Source organism: Nocardia sp. NPDC049737 (assembly GCF_040674755.1).
GTDB lineage: Bacteria > Actinomycetota > Actinomycetes > Mycobacteriales > Mycobacteriaceae > Nocardia.
In genome coordinates, this window is the sequence record NZ_JBFANH010000002.1 from 104,827 (window position 1) to 119,894 (window position 15,068).

Here is a 15,068-nt window from a genome sequence, read left to right on the forward strand (position 1 = left end):
GTACCGTGCGCACGATCAAACGTGCTGTCGACTGGAGGAAGTAGGGAATGAGCGGCCACTCCAAATGGGCCACCACCAAGCACAAGAAGGCGGGGATCGACGCGAAGCGCGGCAAGCTCTTCGCCAAGTTGATCAAGAACATCGAGGTGGCGGCCCGCACTGGTGGCAGTGACCCCGCGGGAAATCCGACGCTGTACGACGCCATCCAGAAGGCGAAGAAGTCGTCGGTTCCGAACGACAACATCGAGCGTGCTCGCAAGCGCGGCGGCGGTGAAGAGGCCGGCGGCGCCGACTGGCAGACCATCATGTACGAGGGCTACGGCCCCAATGGTGTCGCGGTGCTGATCGAATGCCTCACCGACAACCGCAACCGCGCCGCTGGCGAGGTGCGCGTGGCGATGACTCGCAATGGCGGCAATATGGCCGATCCGGGTTCGGTTTCCTATCTGTTCCACCGCAAGGGCATCGTGACCCTGGAGAAGAACGGGCTGTCCGAGGACGACGTGCTGGTGGCCGTGCTCGACGCTGGCGCCGAGGAGGTCAACGACCTCGGTGAGTCCTTCGAGGTCATCAGTGAGCCATCGGATTTGTTCCCGGTGCGCAAGGCGCTGCAGGATGCCGGAATCGATTACGACTCCGCCGAATCCGGCTTCCAGCCGTCGGTATCGGTCGCCGTCGACGTCGATGGCGCGCGCAAGGTATTCAAGTTGGTCGACGCGCTCGAGGACAGCGACGACGTACAGAACGTCTACACCAACGTAGACATCTCCGACGAGGTCGGCGCCCAGTTGGAGCAGGACTGACGTTTGTCGGTGCATCGGTCACTTTGACGTACAGAACGTCACTGCATCCGATGGTAGACATCTCCGACGAGGTTGATGCCCAGTTGGAACAGGACTGACGGCGGGACATCAATGATCGGCGCCGCGGGGCGGTTCGCAGAGATGCGGACCGCCCCGAGTGCCTTTCGCATCCGGAGCGCGGCGGTTATTCCGCGATTCGTGTCCGATCGGACCACTCGTAGACCCGCAGCCGCCCCTCGGGCGTATCGGCCTCCCGATTGGTGACCTTGAAGTGCTCGTATCCGCCACGGTATTCGACTTTGAGCTCGACGCCGGGCGGCGTGATCGCAACGATGCGAGCGGGCAAGTCTTTCGGCCCACCTTCTAGGACAGCCTTCGAAACATTGCTCATCCTTCGGATGGTATGTCTCGAATGTGATGCACGCCACGAACGTGGCCGAATGCCCGCATTGTCTCGGGTGGATTCCGAGGCCCCGGCCCGGGGCGGTAGCTGATATCGCCTCGCTGACCGGCCAATGATTGCTATTGATTAGCTGATGGCATTTCCTGGATGTGCGGCAATCTGATCATAGGGGCCGATCGCGGTGGTGTAACGGTTGCGGTCAGATTGCTGATAACAGAATCGAGTGCTGCGACACAATGCCGCGGCCACCCGATCAGGCTCTGCGCACCGAGAACTTGTCCCGCCCAGAAAGAGACCAGCCATCATGCGTCGATCCCTTGCCGACGAGCATCCCGGCGATTCAACCGACCTGAATATCACCCTCGCCCCGCTCGCGGTCGCGACTGGACTGATCCTGCTCATCCCCGCATTCGCCACGGTGAACCGGATGCCCGGCTGGGCTGCCGACTATGGCGCCAGTCTGGTGTACTTCGCGATCTTCCTATACGTGGCGATTGCCGGACGCCTGACGTGGTGGGGCGCCGAAATTCTGATCGACCACGGTAAGAAGCGCTGATCCGCGTTCACGGCGCCGTGAGGACCAATTTGCCTACAGTGCGGCTGGTTTCGCCGAGTGCGTGCGCTTTCGCCACCTCTTCGAACGGGTAGACCCCGGCGACGGCCGGACGCAATGCCCCGGATTCGGCGAGTTTTGCGAGCGCGATCATTCCGGCGTGATCGTCCTGCACCAGCATGCGTACTGCCCGGACTCCCAATTGCTTTGCCTCGGTAGCTAATTCGACTGCGCCGAAGGCGCGCAGCGAGACCAGCAGACCGCCGGGACGGAGCGTGCGCAGGGAGCGCAGGCTGTTCTGGTCATCGATCGAATCCAGCACGACGTCGACACCGTGCACCGTCTCGGTGAAATCGGTTGTGCGATAATCGATTGTCTCGTCCGCGCCGATTTCGCGGAGGAATTCGTGGTTGGCCGCGCTCGCAGTTCCGATGACGTGTGCGCCGCGCGCCTTGGCGATCTGAACGGCGAAGTGTCCGACGCCGCCCGCCGCAGCATGGATCAGGATGCGTTGTCCAGCTTGCAGGTTCGCGGTATCTACGATGGCCTGCCAGGCGGTTAGGGCGGCCAACGGTATGGCTGCGGCCTGAATGTGGTCCAGGTTCACCGGCTTCGGGGCGAAGGCGCGAGCGGGGCCGACGACGTATTCGGCGAAGGCGCCGTGTCCGTACGGATAGGGGAGCATGCCGAAGACCTCGTCGCCCGGCTCGAACAGGGTGACACCGATACCCGTGGCCGCCACTTCACCCGATACATCCCAACCCAACACGAAGGGTGGTTCGCCGAGGAAGAGTCCCGAGACGCCGCGATGCCGCCAATCGGTCGGGTTGAGACCGGCTGCCCGCACCCGGACGAGGATCTCGCCGGGCCCGGGCGTCGGGATGGGCAGTTCGACTTCGGTCAGGACCTCGGGGCCGCCGATCACGTCTTGGCTGATCGCCCACATGGTGGTGTCGTTCATGTTGTTCAGCCTGCCGTCGACGCCGGCCACAGAAAATGGCATGATTGCCAATATTCGATATGATCGTGCCATGGTCGCTACCTCGAATGTGCAGGCGGCGCGACACCGGGTGGTCGTGCTCGCATTGGACGGGGTTTATCCGTTCGAGCTCGGGATTGCGAGCCGGGTCTTCAGTACTGTCGCGCAGCTGTACGACGTGAGCACCTGCTCGATCGATGGCGCACCGGTGCCGAGCCGGTCCGATTTCGCCATTGCCGTCCAGCATGACAGCCGGGCGCTGGCGACCGCCGATACCGTGGTGATACCGGCCTGCGATATCGATATGACGCTCGATGGCACGCTGCCGCCCGCGGTGGCCGCGGCGTTCACGCACATCCGTCCCGGCACCCGCATCGTGTCGATCTGTACCGGGGCATTCGTGACCGCCGCCGCCGGATTGCTCGACGGTCGTCCCGCGACGACGCACTGGAATGTGGCCGAACTGTTCCGGCGCACCTTTCCGCGGGTGCGGCTGAATACCGATGTGCTCTACGTCGACGACGATGACGTGCTCACTTCGGCAGGCGCGGCGGCAGGCATCGACCTTTGCCTGCACTTGGTGCGCCGCGACCACGGCAGTGCGGTCGCGAATACGGTGGCGCGCCGCTGCGTCGTGCCGCCGTGGCGCGATGGCGGCCAGGCGCAATACATCGAACAGCCGGTGCCGCCATCGACCTCGGCGGGCACCGCGGCCGCCCGGCACTGGGCACTCGAGAACCTCCGATTGCCTTTGACCATGGACGATCTCGCCGTCCAGGCCCGAATGAGCAAGCGCACCTTCGCCCGCCGCTTCCGTGACGAGGTCGGCATGAGCCCCGGGCGCTGGCTCATCCAACAGCGCGTCTTCCGGGCCCGCCACCTCCTCGAATCGACCGATTTGACCGTGGACCGCATCGCGGGCGAAGTCGGCTTCGCCACCGGCAGCTCACTGCGCCAACACCTGCACGATTCCATCGGCATATCCCCGTTGGCTTATCGCCGAACCTTCCGCGCCGAGTCGGTCGTGCCAGCCGAAGCGCTGGGCTGAGCGGCGACTCGATTCATCAACCCCGCAACAGGTTTCAGGTCGCGTCGGGTACCGGAAGACCGACGCGGGCGACGATCCAGGGGAACGACGAGATGAACGCGGCCGAGGCGAATTGCCAGGTGTGGCCGCCCTGGGTGGTGTGGATGGTGCAATCGATGCCGACTGCATGCCCTGCGTCGCACAGCTTTTCGGCGGCGCCGACCTCACCGGTGTCGAAAACTCCGTCGTGGCCGCCCATGCCGACGTTGTCATCTTCTGCGACTGCGGACTGCTGATGTGCGCCATGGGATCCCGGACCGGACTTGGGCGGGGTGAGATCGTCGAACAGACCTGCCGTGCCGGTGTAGGGGCCGTGTTCGGCCATGACGGTGAGCGGATCGAACGCGGCCCAGCGGTCGGCGTCGCCGCCGAAAAGCCTTCGGATCGTTTGTTCCTTATTGCCCGAGGCCGGACCGAGGTCGCCTGCGATATCAACGAAGGTGCGCACCAATTCGGGATGCATGACCGCCAGATCGACCGCGCAGGTGCCACCCATGGACCAGCCGACCACCGCCCAGTTCGCCGGATCCGCGGAGGCGCCGAACCGAGATTCGATATAACTGGGCACATCTCGGGTCAGATGATCTGCGGCATCACCGCGCGGACCGTTCACGCATTCGGTGTCATTGTTGAAACTGCCGCTGGAATCGACGAAGACGAGAATCGGCGCGCGCCCGCCGTTGGCGGCGGTGAACTTGTCGACCTCGGGCATGATCTGGCCGCTGCGGATCCAGTCGGCGGGCGTATTGAATTCGCCGCCGATCATCATCACGACCGGAAGTGTCGGTGGCGTCGGACCGGCGAACCAGGCCGGCGGCAGGTACACATATTCGGTTCGATGCGGAAAACCGCTGGCCGCGTCCGGAATTTGCACCGGCACGATCTTGCCGGTGCTGACATTGGTATTGCGCAGTCCGGGCAGCGCATCGATATCGGTCTGGTTCGGCAGCGGACCCGCGGTGAGCGCATTCCACGCCGACTGCACGGTGGTGTAGTAGCCCACCCACTGATTGAGCACGATGCCGGTGCTCAACAGTGCCAACGGAATGGCGAGCACCGAGACGCCGCGCCGCCACCACCTGGCACTGCGCCAGCCGAGCGCGGCGACCGCGATGGCCGCCACCGCGACGCCGACACAGGCCCACAACTCGACCGGCGCCGGATCCGAGGCCAGCCCCTGATCATTCACATATGCCCACGCGGCCACCGCGCCCCCCGCACCGAGTGCAACGCAGACCGGCAGCAGCACCAGCCGCCAGCGCCGGGTCCGCCAGCCGACCGCCAGGATCAATGCGGCCACCGCGACCAATTCGACGGTCACCGGCAGCCAGCCGTGCAGCAGCGAGATGCCGTGGTGAAAACCGTTCTGATAGTTCGGATTCAGATTCGCCGAAGGCAACCGCGGTGGTGGTGGCGGTGTCACAGGGGTCGCGGGTGCGGCGAGCGGGGCACGGACTACGGGCACCTAGGGCATTGTCGAGACCGTTCCTCGAGAAAGCCTGTGAATTCGCTCCGATGAACCTGGGCGCCCCGGAAACGCTGGTCGATGGCAGGTCGATAACCGCACAGGTGAACCGGTCTCCGAACAGTCGTGTCCGGTAAAGTCCAGTAGCCGGTCGTGCAGGGATTCAGGAGGGGGCACATGACTTATCAACCACCGCCGCAGTACCCGGGTTATCCGGGGCAGGGGTATCCGGGCTACCCGGGATATCCGCCGCAGCCGCCCAAGGGCAAGCCGGTGTGGCCATGGGTCCTCGGCGGCGTCTTCCTGGCGATCGTGCTCACCGTCGGCGGCTGCGTCGCGGTATTCGGATCCGTCATCTATCGGATCGACAAGGAGTCCAAGAAGGAAACTTCGATCACCTATGAGGTCATCGGCTCCGGCACCGCCGATATCTCCTACAACACTGGCGATTTCGACACCAACCAGGCGGATGATTCGCCGCTGCCGTGGACGAAGGGCGTGACCGTCACCGGATATGTCCGCACGGGCCGGGTGTCGGCGACTGTCAGCGGATCCAACGGCGGCACGGTGACCTGCCGAATCCTGCAGGACGGCAAGGTAGTCGTCGAGGATTCGGACTCCGGCACCTACGCGTATGTGAGCTGCTACCACTCGTTCAACTAGCCGAATCCCGGACGGCCACCGTGTCGTTGGTGAATGGTAGGTGCCCGTCCACTAGACTCTCGAACAGTTGTTCGTGCCTTCGAGAGGGGATCGTGTGCGGGTGATGGGCGTCGACCCGGGACTCACCCGGTGCGGCCTCAGCATCGTCGAGGGCGGGCTGGGGCGGAAGGTGACGGCGCTCGACGTCGACGTGGTGCGCACACCAGCGGATATGGACCTGGCACACCGGCTGATGGGTGTCGCCGACGTCGCCGAACACTGGATGGATACCCATAAACCCGACGCGGTCGCGATCGAGCGGGTATTCGCGCAGCACAATGTGCGCACCGCGATGGGAACCGCGCAGGCGGGCGGAGTGATCGCGCTGGCGGCCGCGCGCCGGGGGATATCGGTGGCCTTCCACACCCCCAGCGAGGTGAAGGCCGCGGTCACCGGCAACGGCACCGCGGACAAGGCTCAGGTGACCGCGATGGTGACGCGTATTCTCGGCCTCCAGGTCGCGCCGAAACCGGCGGATGCGGCCGATGCGCTGGCCCTGGCGATCTGTCATTGTTGGCGGGCGCCGCTGATGGCGCGGATGGCCGAGGCCGAGGCGCGTGCCGCCGAAGCCCAGCGGCGGTATGCACAGCGGCTTGCCGAACAACGGAAGGTGGTGCGCGGGTGATCGCGTCGGTACGCGGTGAGGTGCTCGAGATCGCGCTCGATCATGTGGTGATCGAGGCGGCGGGCGTTGGCTACCGGCTCAATGTCACCCCCGCGACGCTGTCCACGCTGACCCGCGGCGAGGAATCCCGGCTGTTCACGGCGATGATCGTGCGTGAGGATTCGATGACGCTGTTCGGATTCGCCGATACCGAATCCCGTGATCTGTTCGGCCTTTTGCAGACCGTCTCCGGAGTCGGCCCCCGGCTGGCCATGGCGGTGCTCGCGGTGCTCGAGCCCGAGGCGTTGCGCAAGGCGCTGGCGGAGAGCAATGTCGCGGCGCTGACCCGGGTTCCCGGCATCGGTAAGCGTGGCGCCGAGCGCATGGTTGTCGAGTTGCGTGACAAGGTGAATCTCGTTCCGGTGCAGGCCGGTCCGCCCGGCAGCACACCGACGCCGGTGCTCACGCCGGTGCGCGAGCAGGTCGTCGAGGCGCTGGTCGGACTCGGATTCCCGATCAAACAGGCCGAGCCCGCGGTCGATGCGGTGCTCGCCGAGAATCCCGCCGCCGATACGTCGAAGGCGCTGCGGGCGGCGCTCGGCTCGCTGGGGAAGAATCGGTAAGATGTGATGGATCAGGATCCCGAGCAGGACACCGAATCCCAGGTCAGCGCGAGCTATCTGAAGTCCGACGGGGAGATCGAGGCCAATCTGCGCCCGAAGTCCCTGGACGATTTCATCGGCCAGCCGCGCGTGCGTGAACAGCTCGCGCTGGTGCTGCGCGGCGCCAAACAGCGTGGCGGCACCCCGGACCATGTGCTGCTGTCCGGCCCGCCCGGGCTCGGCAAGACCAGTATGGCGATGATCATTGCTGCCGAACTCGGTACGGCACTGCGTATTACATCCGGTCCGGCGCTGGAACGCGCGGGTGATCTCGCTGCGATGCTGAGCAATCTGGTCGAGGGCGATGTGCTGTTCATCGATGAGATCCACCGGATCGCCCGGCCCGCCGAGGAGATGCTCTACCTCGCCATGGAGGATTTCCGCGTCGACGTGGTCGTCGGGAAAGGCCCTGGGGCAACCTCGATTCCGCTCGATATCGCGCCGTTCACCCTGGTCGGCGCGACCACCCGCTCCGGTGCGCTCACCGGACCGCTGCGCGACCGCTTCGGCTTCACCGGCCACATGGATTTCTACGATCCCGAAGAACTCCTGCGCATTCTGCAGCGCTCGGCCCATATTCTCGGTGTCACCATCGATCGCGATGCCGCCGCCGAGATCGCGGGTCGCTCCCGCGGCACTCCCCGCATCGCCAACCGCCTGCTGCGCCGCGTCCGCGACTATGCCGAGGTTCGCGCCGACGGCGTGATCACCCGTCCCATCGCCCAGGCTGCACTCGAGGTCTACGACGTGGATGTCCTCGGCCTCGACCGACTCGACCGCGCCGTCCTCGGCGCGCTGGTCCGCAGCTTCGGTGGTGGGCCCGTTGGTGTTTCGACCCTCGCGGTCGCTGTGGGGGAGGAGGCCGCGACCGTCGAAGAGGTGTGCGAGCCGTTCCTCGTCCGGGCGGGCATGGTGGCGCGCACACCGCGCGGCCGCGTCGCGACCGCCGCCGCCTGGGAACACCTGGGCCTCGTGCCGCCGCCCGATCTCGTCTTCGGTTCCATTGAAGTCCGCGGCCGCGAACCTCACCCCACCCTCGACCTCTTCGACTGAGCTGGATCAATCCCGGATCAAGATCAGGTGGAACTGGTGGCGGCGGCTAGTCGCTTGGCGATGCCGCCATGAATTCCACCTGATCTTGATCTGCGTTGTGGCGCGAGCGCGGTTCAGCGGTGATTGGCTTCGAGGGCGGTGACGACGAGATCCAGGAAGGCGTCGACTTCGTCGCGGGTGTAGCCGCGGGTGCCCAGGCGGGCCTCGGTGAAGCGGACAGCGCGGACGTCGGCGACGGTCAAACTGCCGGGACTGCCGTGCGCGAGGGTGGCGGCGACCAGATCCAGGAACGCATCCACTTCTTCGGTGTCATAGCCGCGGCGGCCGACAGCGGCCTGGGTGAACTGCATGCGGTGCACATCGTCGGGGGTGAGCAGCGCGGCGGGGCCGGAACCGTTGCCACCGGCGGGGACCGGGCGGGAGCCGCGCTGGCGGAACTCCAGTTCCACGCGGACCCGATCGAGGAATTCGTCGACCTGATCGGCCTGATAGCCGCGTCCGCCGAAGCGCGGAGCATCGAAGGCGACGTGCCGGATATCGTCGGCGGTCAGCACACCCCGACCGGCCAGTGTCGCCGACACCAGTTCCAGGAACGCGTCCACCTCATCGGCGTGGTAGCCGCGGTGCCCCATAGGTGGCATGGCGAAGTGCATTCGGCTCACGTCGTCGGGGGTCACCCGCGACATTGTTCCAGGGTCGCTGCCCTGCTCGCGTCGAATGCGGTTTTTTCGAACTAGGCGGTCTCTGCCGAACACGTGTTGCCCCCGTTGGCCGGTCGATCCGGGTCCCACCCTAGCCGGAATCGGCTCACGTAGCCGCAGGAGATTTGCCGGACTTCAGTCTTTGCGCACGCCGTCGATCAGCAGCCGTCGAATCGCCTCGTTCAATGCCTGGACTGCGGCCTCGTCCGGATTGCGCAGCCCGTGCACGATGCCCGCGAGCAGCATGCCGGTCACCGCCTTGGCGGTGTACTTGGTATCGAGATCCGCACGCAGATAACCGAGTTCGACGCCGTGCGACAGATAGCCCGCGGTGAGCGCATCGGCCATATCGAGCAGGCCGTAGAGCCTGGCGGTGAGTTCGTCATCGATACCGGTGGCATGGAACAGCAGCAGTTGGGCGACCCGTCGGTCGTCCACCAGGATCCGGGTGAGCGCGGTGCCGATGCGATCTATCTGGGCGCGATATTCGTCGAGGGAGGTGGCGGCGTCGGGCGCGTTATCGGTGCCGAGCGCCTCGATGATCCGGGTGGCCAGATCGTCGATGACCACGTCGATGATCTCGCGCTTATTGCTGAAGTACCGGTAGAAGGTGCCATGGCCGATACCCAATTCGCCGGCGATATCGGCGATTCCGGTGGCGTGATAGCCCTTCTCGGCGAAGCAGACGAAGGCGGTATCGATGATCTCCTGCCGCAGTTCGGCCTTGCGTCGCTGGATTGCATTTCCGGCCGCTGGGCGGGGCGCACGGGTGGATGGCTTCGTCACCTGTCCGATGATACGGTGTTCACAAACGGAATGAGATGTCATTCTGTGAGAGATGGTTCCTACATTCTCGATGGAATGTTTAAGTAGGAGGTTCGACGTGGCGCCTCAATACGACGCGGTCGTGGTCGGTGCGGGATTCGGCGGCATGGGAGCGGGTATCGAGCTCGACCGGCTGGGTCTGAGCAATTTCATCATTCTGGAGCGCGAGGACGACCTCGGCGGCACCTGGCATGTCAATCACTACCCGGGTCTCGCGGTCGATATCGCCTCGGTGACCTACTCGTATTCCTTCGAGCCCAACCCCTATTGGACGCGTCTGTTCGCGCCGGGCAAGGAGCTCAAGAAGTACGCCGCCCACGTCGCCGACAAGTACGGCCTGCGTCGCCGTATGCGTTTCGCAACGGTGGTGGACGGCGCCCGCTGGGACGAGGAGCGCCAGCACTGGGTCGTCTCCATCGCCGGTGGTGAAACCCTCACCGGCCGTTACCTCCTCACCGCGACCGGCTTCCTCTCCCAGCCCTACACACCGCCGTTTCCCGGCATCGATTCGTTCGCGGGCAAGATCATCCACACCACCGCGTGGCAGGACGATTTCGACCTGACCGGCCGCAAGGCCGCCATCATCGGCACCGGCGCCACCGCCGTGCAGTTGATACCCGAGGCCGCGAAGAAGACCGAGAAACTCACCGTCTTCCAGCGCACCCCGATCTGGGTGGTGCCGAAGATCGACACCGCGATTCCCGATCCGGTGCAGCGGCTGTTCGCGCGGGTGCCCGCCACTCAGAAGGCCGCGCGGCTGGTCAACACCAGTCTGCTCGAGGCGCTCATGGTGGTCGGGGTGCTGCACTTCAAGCAGGCCAAGCCGCTGAATTCGGCCGCGGGCCTACTCGCCAAGGCGCATCTGCGTGCGCAGGTGCGCGATAAGAAGATTCGCAAGCAACTCACCCCGCACTACGACTTCGGCTGCAAGCGCCCCACCTTCTCCAATCAGTACTTCAAGACGTTCAACCAGCCCAATGTCCGGCTGGAGACCAATTCGATCGATCACATCGAGGCCGACGGCATCGTCACCGCCGACGGGCACAAGACCGAGATCGATACGCTGATCCTGGCCACCGGATTCAACCTCTGGGATGTGAACTTCCCGGCCATCGAGATCATCGGCCGCGACGGCGTGAATCTCGGAAAGTTCTGGCGCGACAACCGGTTCCAGGCCTACGAGGGCATCACCGTGCCGAAGTTCCCGAACTTCCTCAGCCTCAACAGCCCGTACTCCTACAGCGGTCTGTCCTACTTCACCACCATCGAGGCCCAGATGAAGCACATGGGCCGACTGCTCGGTGAGATGTTCCGGCGCGGCGCGACCACCTTCGAGGTGACCGAGCAGGCCAACACTCGGTTCCTGGACCGCGTCACCGAGAAGTTGGGTTCCTCGGTGTTCTACGGCGGCGACTGCGCGAGCGCGCGCAGCTACTACTTCAACCAGCACGGCGAGGCCGCACTACTGCGCCCGACCAGCACCGTCAATGCCCACCGCGAGGCGGTGAGCTTCCCGCTCGACGACTACACCTACGGCAAGATCGCCTAGGACGGCCGTTGCGCAGCCCCGCGACCGTCGCTCGGTCGCGGGGCTCATGCTGTCTCGGATGCCTCGAGATCCGGATTCCGGGACGTCAAGGGTGTGCCGGTGTGGTGGTGACGACATGAGCTGGCAGACTGTTGGGGGTAATAGCCCATTCCCACCCACAGACTAGGGACTGACTTCGACGATGGAACTTCTGTTTCCGCTCCTACTGGTAGCCCTGCTCGTGCCCATGTTCCTCGGTGTGCGCCGCCAGAAGCGCGAGGCCGAGAAGGTCACGACCATGCAGGAAAGCCTGAAGGTCGGCGATCAGGTCACCACCACGTCGGGTCTGTACGGAACCGTGGTCGATCTCGACGACACCACGGTCGATCTCGAGATCGCCGAGGACGTCATCACCACGTGGTTGCGTCAGGCCATCCGCGATGTGCGCACCCAGGACGAGACCACGGATGAGACCGTGACCGACGAGGCCGAGGCCGGTTCCGTCGAGGAGTCCGCGCAGCAGACCGAGACCCGGCTGACCAAGGACTGATCGGTTTTACTGGCTCTCGTAGCGATTTCTTGCAGCTCGCTCGAAAGGGCCAGCCCGCGCGCTCCAGATCGCCGCGGGCCATCCGTCCGGGTGCCCAGCCGTGCGCGCCCGCCTGTTCCACCCTCGACTTCCGCCTAGGAGATGACGAACTGTGCCACCTTCCCAGGGATCGGCGCATCCGCTCCGGTTGCTCGGCGTCTACGCCGTGCTGCTGGCCGTGATCTATGCGCTGGTGTTCTTCGCCGGTGACCATTCCCCGACCCCCAAGCTCGGCATCGACCTGCAGGGTGGTACCCGAGTCACGTTGACCGCGCGCACCCCCGACGGCAGCAAGCCCAGCCAGGACAGCCTGCGCAGGGCGCAGACGATCATCGAGAACCGCGTCAACGGCCTCGGTGTCTCGGGTTCCGAGGTCGTCATCGACGGCGACAACCTGGTGATCACGGTTCCGGGTGACGACGGTGGTCAGGCCAAGGCGCTGGCGACGACCGCCAAGCTCTACATCCGTCCGGTGCTGTCGGCGGTGCCCGCGGTCGGCGGCAAGGCCACGCCACAGACGGGTACCGCGGGGACGGCGACGCCGGGCACGGTTCCGGACACCACCCAGCTCAACCCGGATGGCACCGTGCCGACCCAGTCCGCGCCCACCACCGAGCCGGCGCCGACCACGGAGTCCGCACCCGCCGCGGAGTCGACCCCGCAGCCGCGCGTGTTCCCTGCACAGGCCCCGACCTCGCCGCCGGCACCGCCCGGCGGTCTGACGCCGCAGGAACAGGCGAAGAAGGAGATCGCCGACGCCAAGGCGACCAGGCAGAGCACCGATTCCACGGTGCAGCAGGCCGCGATGGCCGCGATGGACTGCAATAAGTCCGATCCGCTCGCCGGTAACGACGATCCGAATCTGCCGCTGGTCACCTGCTCCACCGACGGCAAGGAAATCTTCCTGCTGGACAAGAGCCGCATCGATGGCCAGGAGATCAAGGACGCCACCTCCGGACTCAACCAGCAGCAGGCGCGCCATGAGGTGAACCTCGAATTCAAATCTGGTGGTAGCGATGCCTGGGCCACGCTGACGGGTGAATACATCAACAAGCGGGTCGCATTCGTACTCGACTCGAAGGTGGTCAGCGCGCCGGTCGTGCAGTCGGGTCCGCAGCAGGGCGGACGCACCACCATCTCCGGCAGCTTCACCGCCGCCAGCGCCAAGGAACTCGCGAACACCCTGAAGTACGGTTCGCTACCGCTGTCGTTCCAGACCTCCGAGGCCGAGACGGTTTCGGCGACGCTGGGTCTGTCCTCGCTGCGCGCGGGTCTGCTCGCGGGTGCGATCGGCCTCGCGGTGGTGCTGCTGTACTGCCTGCTCTACTACCGGATGCTCGGTTTCCTGGCCGGATTCTCGCTGATCGCCTCGGGTGTCGCGGTGTACGGCATCATCGTGCTGCTCGGCAGGTGGATCGGATTCACGCTGGACCTGGCGGGTATTGCCGGTCTGATCATCGGTATCGGTCTGACCGCGGATTCCTTCGTGGTGTTCTTCGAACGCATCAAGGATGAAATGCGCGAGGGGCGCAGCTTCCGTTCGGCTGTGCCGCGCGGTTGGCAGCGGGCCCAGCGCACCAACCTATCCGGTAAGACCGTCAGCCTCATCGCCTCGGTGGTGCTCTACATCCTGGCCGCCGGTCAGGTGAAGGGCTTCGCGTTCACCCTCGGTATCACCACCGTCCTCGACGTGATCGTGCTGTACCTGGTGACCGCGCCGCTGATGATGCTGGCCTCCCGCTCATCGTTCTGGGCGAAGCCGTCGGTCAACGGGCTCGGTGCGATTCAGGAAGTGGCCAGGGAGCGCAGGGCCGGCGAGGCGCTGGTTAAGGAGACGGCACGATGAGGACAGCATCGCGTAGCGATTCCATGCGGGGTGGCGGGCCGGCGACGGGTGGGCCCGACTCGACCCTGGAGCCGTTCGCCGATGAGGTGAACGATTTCGAGACGCCCAAGCACAGCGTTTTCGAGCGTCTCTACACCGGTACCGGCGGATTCAAGATCGTCAGTCGGCGGCGTTTCTACTACGGGCTGACCGCGGCCTTCGTGCTGATCTCGTTGCTGAGTATCGGACTTCGCGGATTCACCCTCGGCATCGACTTCGCGGGCGGATCGCGCATCCAGTTGCCCGCGGCGGGCACGGCCACCACGCAGAAGGTCGAGGACATCTACAACCAGGCCATCGGCCACGCGCCGGTGACGGTGCAGAAGGTCGGATCCGGCGCTGCGGAGACCATCCAGGTGCGCTCGGACACACTGAGCGCCACTCAGACCGACGCGCTGCAGACCGCGCTGTTCAACGCCTTCCAGCCGAAGGACAAGGACGGCAACGTTTCCCGCAATGCGATCAGCATCGCCGAGATCAGCGAGACCTGGGGTAGCCAGATCACCAAGAAGGCGTTGATCGCGCTGGTCGTGTTCATCGCGCTCACCATGGTCTATATCGCGATCCGCTTCGAACGGGATATGTCGATCGCGGCGATCGCCTCGCTGTTCTTCAACATGATCGTCACGGCGGGCATCTACTCCCTGGTCGGCTTCGAGGTGACACCCGCGGCGGTAATCGGTCTGTTGACCATCCTCGGTTATGTGCTCTACGACAATGTCGTCGTCTTCGACAAGGTCGAGGAGAACACCCGCGGTGTGGTCAATACGACCCGGCGCACCTATGCCGAACAGGCGAATCTCGCGGCGAACCAGACGTTGATGCGATCGATCAACACCACGGTCATCGGCATCCTGCCGATTGTCGGCATGCTCGTGATCGCGGTATGGCTGCTCGGTGTCGGCACGCTGAAGGATCTCGCGCTGGTACAGCTGGTCGGCATGATCGTGGGTGCGTATTCGTCGATCTTCTTCGCGGTGCCGCTGCTGGTGTCGATCAAGGAGCGGTGGGGGCCGGTCGCGGCGCACAGCAAGAAGGTGCACAACAAGCGGGCCGGGCTGGCCTCGGCGCGCGCGGGAGCCGAGGCGGAGCGGCGCGCGGTCGCGGCTACCGGTCGGGAATTGGGTGCGCGACCGGTTCGGGAAGTCGGACAGGCTCCGCGTCCGGGCGCCCGTCCTAGCGGAAAGCGGAACAAGCGCAGGCACTGACACCGACGGCAGGGGTTTGCA

At 65.2% G+C, this 15,068-nt stretch carries 16 protein-coding genes; 11 read left to right on the forward strand and 5 right to left on the reverse strand.

What is annotated here, in order from left to right:
- Positions 1 to 47: 47 nt before the first annotated feature.
- Positions 48 to 803, forward strand: coding sequence for a YebC/PmpR family DNA-binding transcriptional regulator (locus tag AB0J47_RS03410; RefSeq protein WP_364340011.1), 756 nt, complete (start codon positions 48 to 50; stop codon positions 801 to 803).
- Positions 804 to 987: 184 nt separating this feature from the next.
- On the opposite strand, the gene AB0J47_RS03415 is transcribed toward AB0J47_RS03410, so the two are convergent.
- Positions 988 to 1,194, reverse strand: a complete 207-nt coding sequence (locus AB0J47_RS03415) for a DUF5988 family protein (protein WP_364340014.1) — start codon at positions 1,192 to 1,194, stop codon at positions 988 to 990.
- A gap of 316 nt (positions 1,195 to 1,510) precedes the next feature.
- Between AB0J47_RS03415 and AB0J47_RS03420 the strand changes: the two genes are divergently transcribed.
- On the forward strand, positions 1,511 to 1,762 hold the full coding sequence (locus tag AB0J47_RS03420) for a hypothetical protein (RefSeq protein ID WP_364340016.1): 252 nt from the start codon (positions 1,511 to 1,513) through the stop codon (positions 1,760 to 1,762).
- Positions 1,763 to 1,769: 7 nt separating this feature from the next.
- Here the strand turns inward: AB0J47_RS03420 and AB0J47_RS03425 are convergent, their stop codons facing one another.
- Positions 1,770 to 2,762 (reverse strand): NADP-dependent oxidoreductase, encoded by a 993-nt coding sequence (locus AB0J47_RS03425; protein ID WP_364340018.1) that lies wholly within the window; start codon positions 2,760 to 2,762, stop codon positions 1,770 to 1,772.
- A 28-nt stretch (positions 2,763 to 2,790) separates the two neighbouring features.
- Between AB0J47_RS03425 and AB0J47_RS03430 the strand changes: the two genes are divergently transcribed.
- Positions 2,791 to 3,786: a helix-turn-helix domain-containing protein gene (locus tag AB0J47_RS03430; RefSeq protein ID WP_364340020.1), complete on the forward strand. Its 996-nt coding sequence runs from the start codon at positions 2,791 to 2,793 to the stop codon at positions 3,784 to 3,786.
- 34 nt (positions 3,787 to 3,820) lie between these two features.
- Here AB0J47_RS03430 and AB0J47_RS03435 read toward each other — a convergent pair whose 3' ends face one another.
- A complete protein-coding gene (locus tag AB0J47_RS03435) occupies positions 3,821 to 5,290 on the reverse strand; it encodes an alpha/beta hydrolase-fold protein (protein WP_364340022.1) in 1,470 nt (489 codons plus the stop codon).
- Between the two features lie 177 nt (positions 5,291 to 5,467).
- On the opposite strand from AB0J47_RS03435, the gene AB0J47_RS03440 reads away from it, so the two are divergent.
- From AB0J47_RS03440 to ruvB, 4 genes are all read left to right on the forward strand, one after another.
- The gene (locus AB0J47_RS03440) at positions 5,468 to 5,953 is read left to right on the forward strand and encodes an MmpS family transport accessory protein (protein WP_364340025.1); all 486 of its coding nucleotides are present in this window, start codon (positions 5,468 to 5,470) and stop codon (positions 5,951 to 5,953) included.
- Positions 5,954 to 6,047: 94 nt separating this feature from the next.
- Positions 6,048 to 6,617 (forward strand): crossover junction endodeoxyribonuclease RuvC, encoded by a 570-nt coding sequence (ruvC, locus tag AB0J47_RS03445; RefSeq protein ID WP_364340027.1) that lies wholly within the window; start codon positions 6,048 to 6,050, stop codon positions 6,615 to 6,617.
- Entirely contained in the window at positions 6,614 to 7,219 is a 606-nt protein-coding gene (gene ruvA, locus AB0J47_RS03450; RefSeq protein ID WP_364340029.1) for a Holliday junction branch migration protein RuvA, read from the forward strand. Before ruvC ends, ruvA begins: the two co-directional genes overlap by 4 nt.
- A gap of 6 nt (positions 7,220 to 7,225) precedes the next feature.
- Positions 7,226 to 8,311, forward strand: coding sequence for a Holliday junction branch migration DNA helicase RuvB (gene ruvB / locus AB0J47_RS03455; RefSeq protein WP_364340032.1), 1,086 nt, complete (start codon positions 7,226 to 7,228; stop codon positions 8,309 to 8,311).
- A gap of 113 nt (positions 8,312 to 8,424) precedes the next feature.
- Here ruvB and AB0J47_RS03460 read toward each other — a convergent pair whose 3' ends face one another.
- Together AB0J47_RS03460 and AB0J47_RS03465 are read right to left on the reverse strand one after the other, a co-directional pair.
- Complete coding sequence (locus AB0J47_RS03460; protein WP_364340035.1) at positions 8,425 to 8,997, reverse strand: DivIVA domain-containing protein; 573 nt, start codon at positions 8,995 to 8,997, stop codon at positions 8,425 to 8,427.
- A gap of 150 nt (positions 8,998 to 9,147) precedes the next feature.
- Positions 9,148 to 9,798 carry a TetR/AcrR family transcriptional regulator gene (locus tag AB0J47_RS03465; RefSeq protein WP_364340038.1) on the reverse strand — a complete coding sequence of 217 codons (651 nt, stop codon included), beginning with the start codon at positions 9,796 to 9,798 and terminating at the stop codon, positions 9,148 to 9,150.
- 97 nt (positions 9,799 to 9,895) lie between these two features.
- On the opposite strand from AB0J47_RS03465, the gene AB0J47_RS03470 reads away from it, so the two are divergent.
- The 4 genes from AB0J47_RS03470 (at position 9,896) to secF (ending at position 15,047) form a co-directional block, all read left to right on the forward strand.
- Positions 9,896 to 11,386: an NAD(P)/FAD-dependent oxidoreductase gene (locus tag AB0J47_RS03470; RefSeq protein ID WP_364340040.1), complete on the forward strand. Its 1,491-nt coding sequence runs from the start codon at positions 9,896 to 9,898 to the stop codon at positions 11,384 to 11,386.
- 181 nt (positions 11,387 to 11,567) lie between these two features.
- Complete coding sequence (gene yajC, locus AB0J47_RS03475; RefSeq protein ID WP_364340042.1) at positions 11,568 to 11,915, forward strand: preprotein translocase subunit YajC; 348 nt, start codon at positions 11,568 to 11,570, stop codon at positions 11,913 to 11,915.
- Between the two features lie 151 nt (positions 11,916 to 12,066).
- On the forward strand, positions 12,067 to 13,800 hold the full coding sequence (gene secD, locus AB0J47_RS03480; protein WP_364340044.1) for a protein translocase subunit SecD: 1,734 nt from the start codon (positions 12,067 to 12,069) through the stop codon (positions 13,798 to 13,800).
- On the forward strand, positions 13,797 to 15,047 hold the full coding sequence (gene secF, locus AB0J47_RS03485) for a protein translocase subunit SecF (protein ID WP_364340046.1): 1,251 nt from the start codon (positions 13,797 to 13,799) through the stop codon (positions 15,045 to 15,047). Before secD ends, secF begins: the two co-directional genes overlap by 4 nt.
- The last annotated feature ends 21 nt before the right edge of the window (positions 15,048 to 15,068 follow it).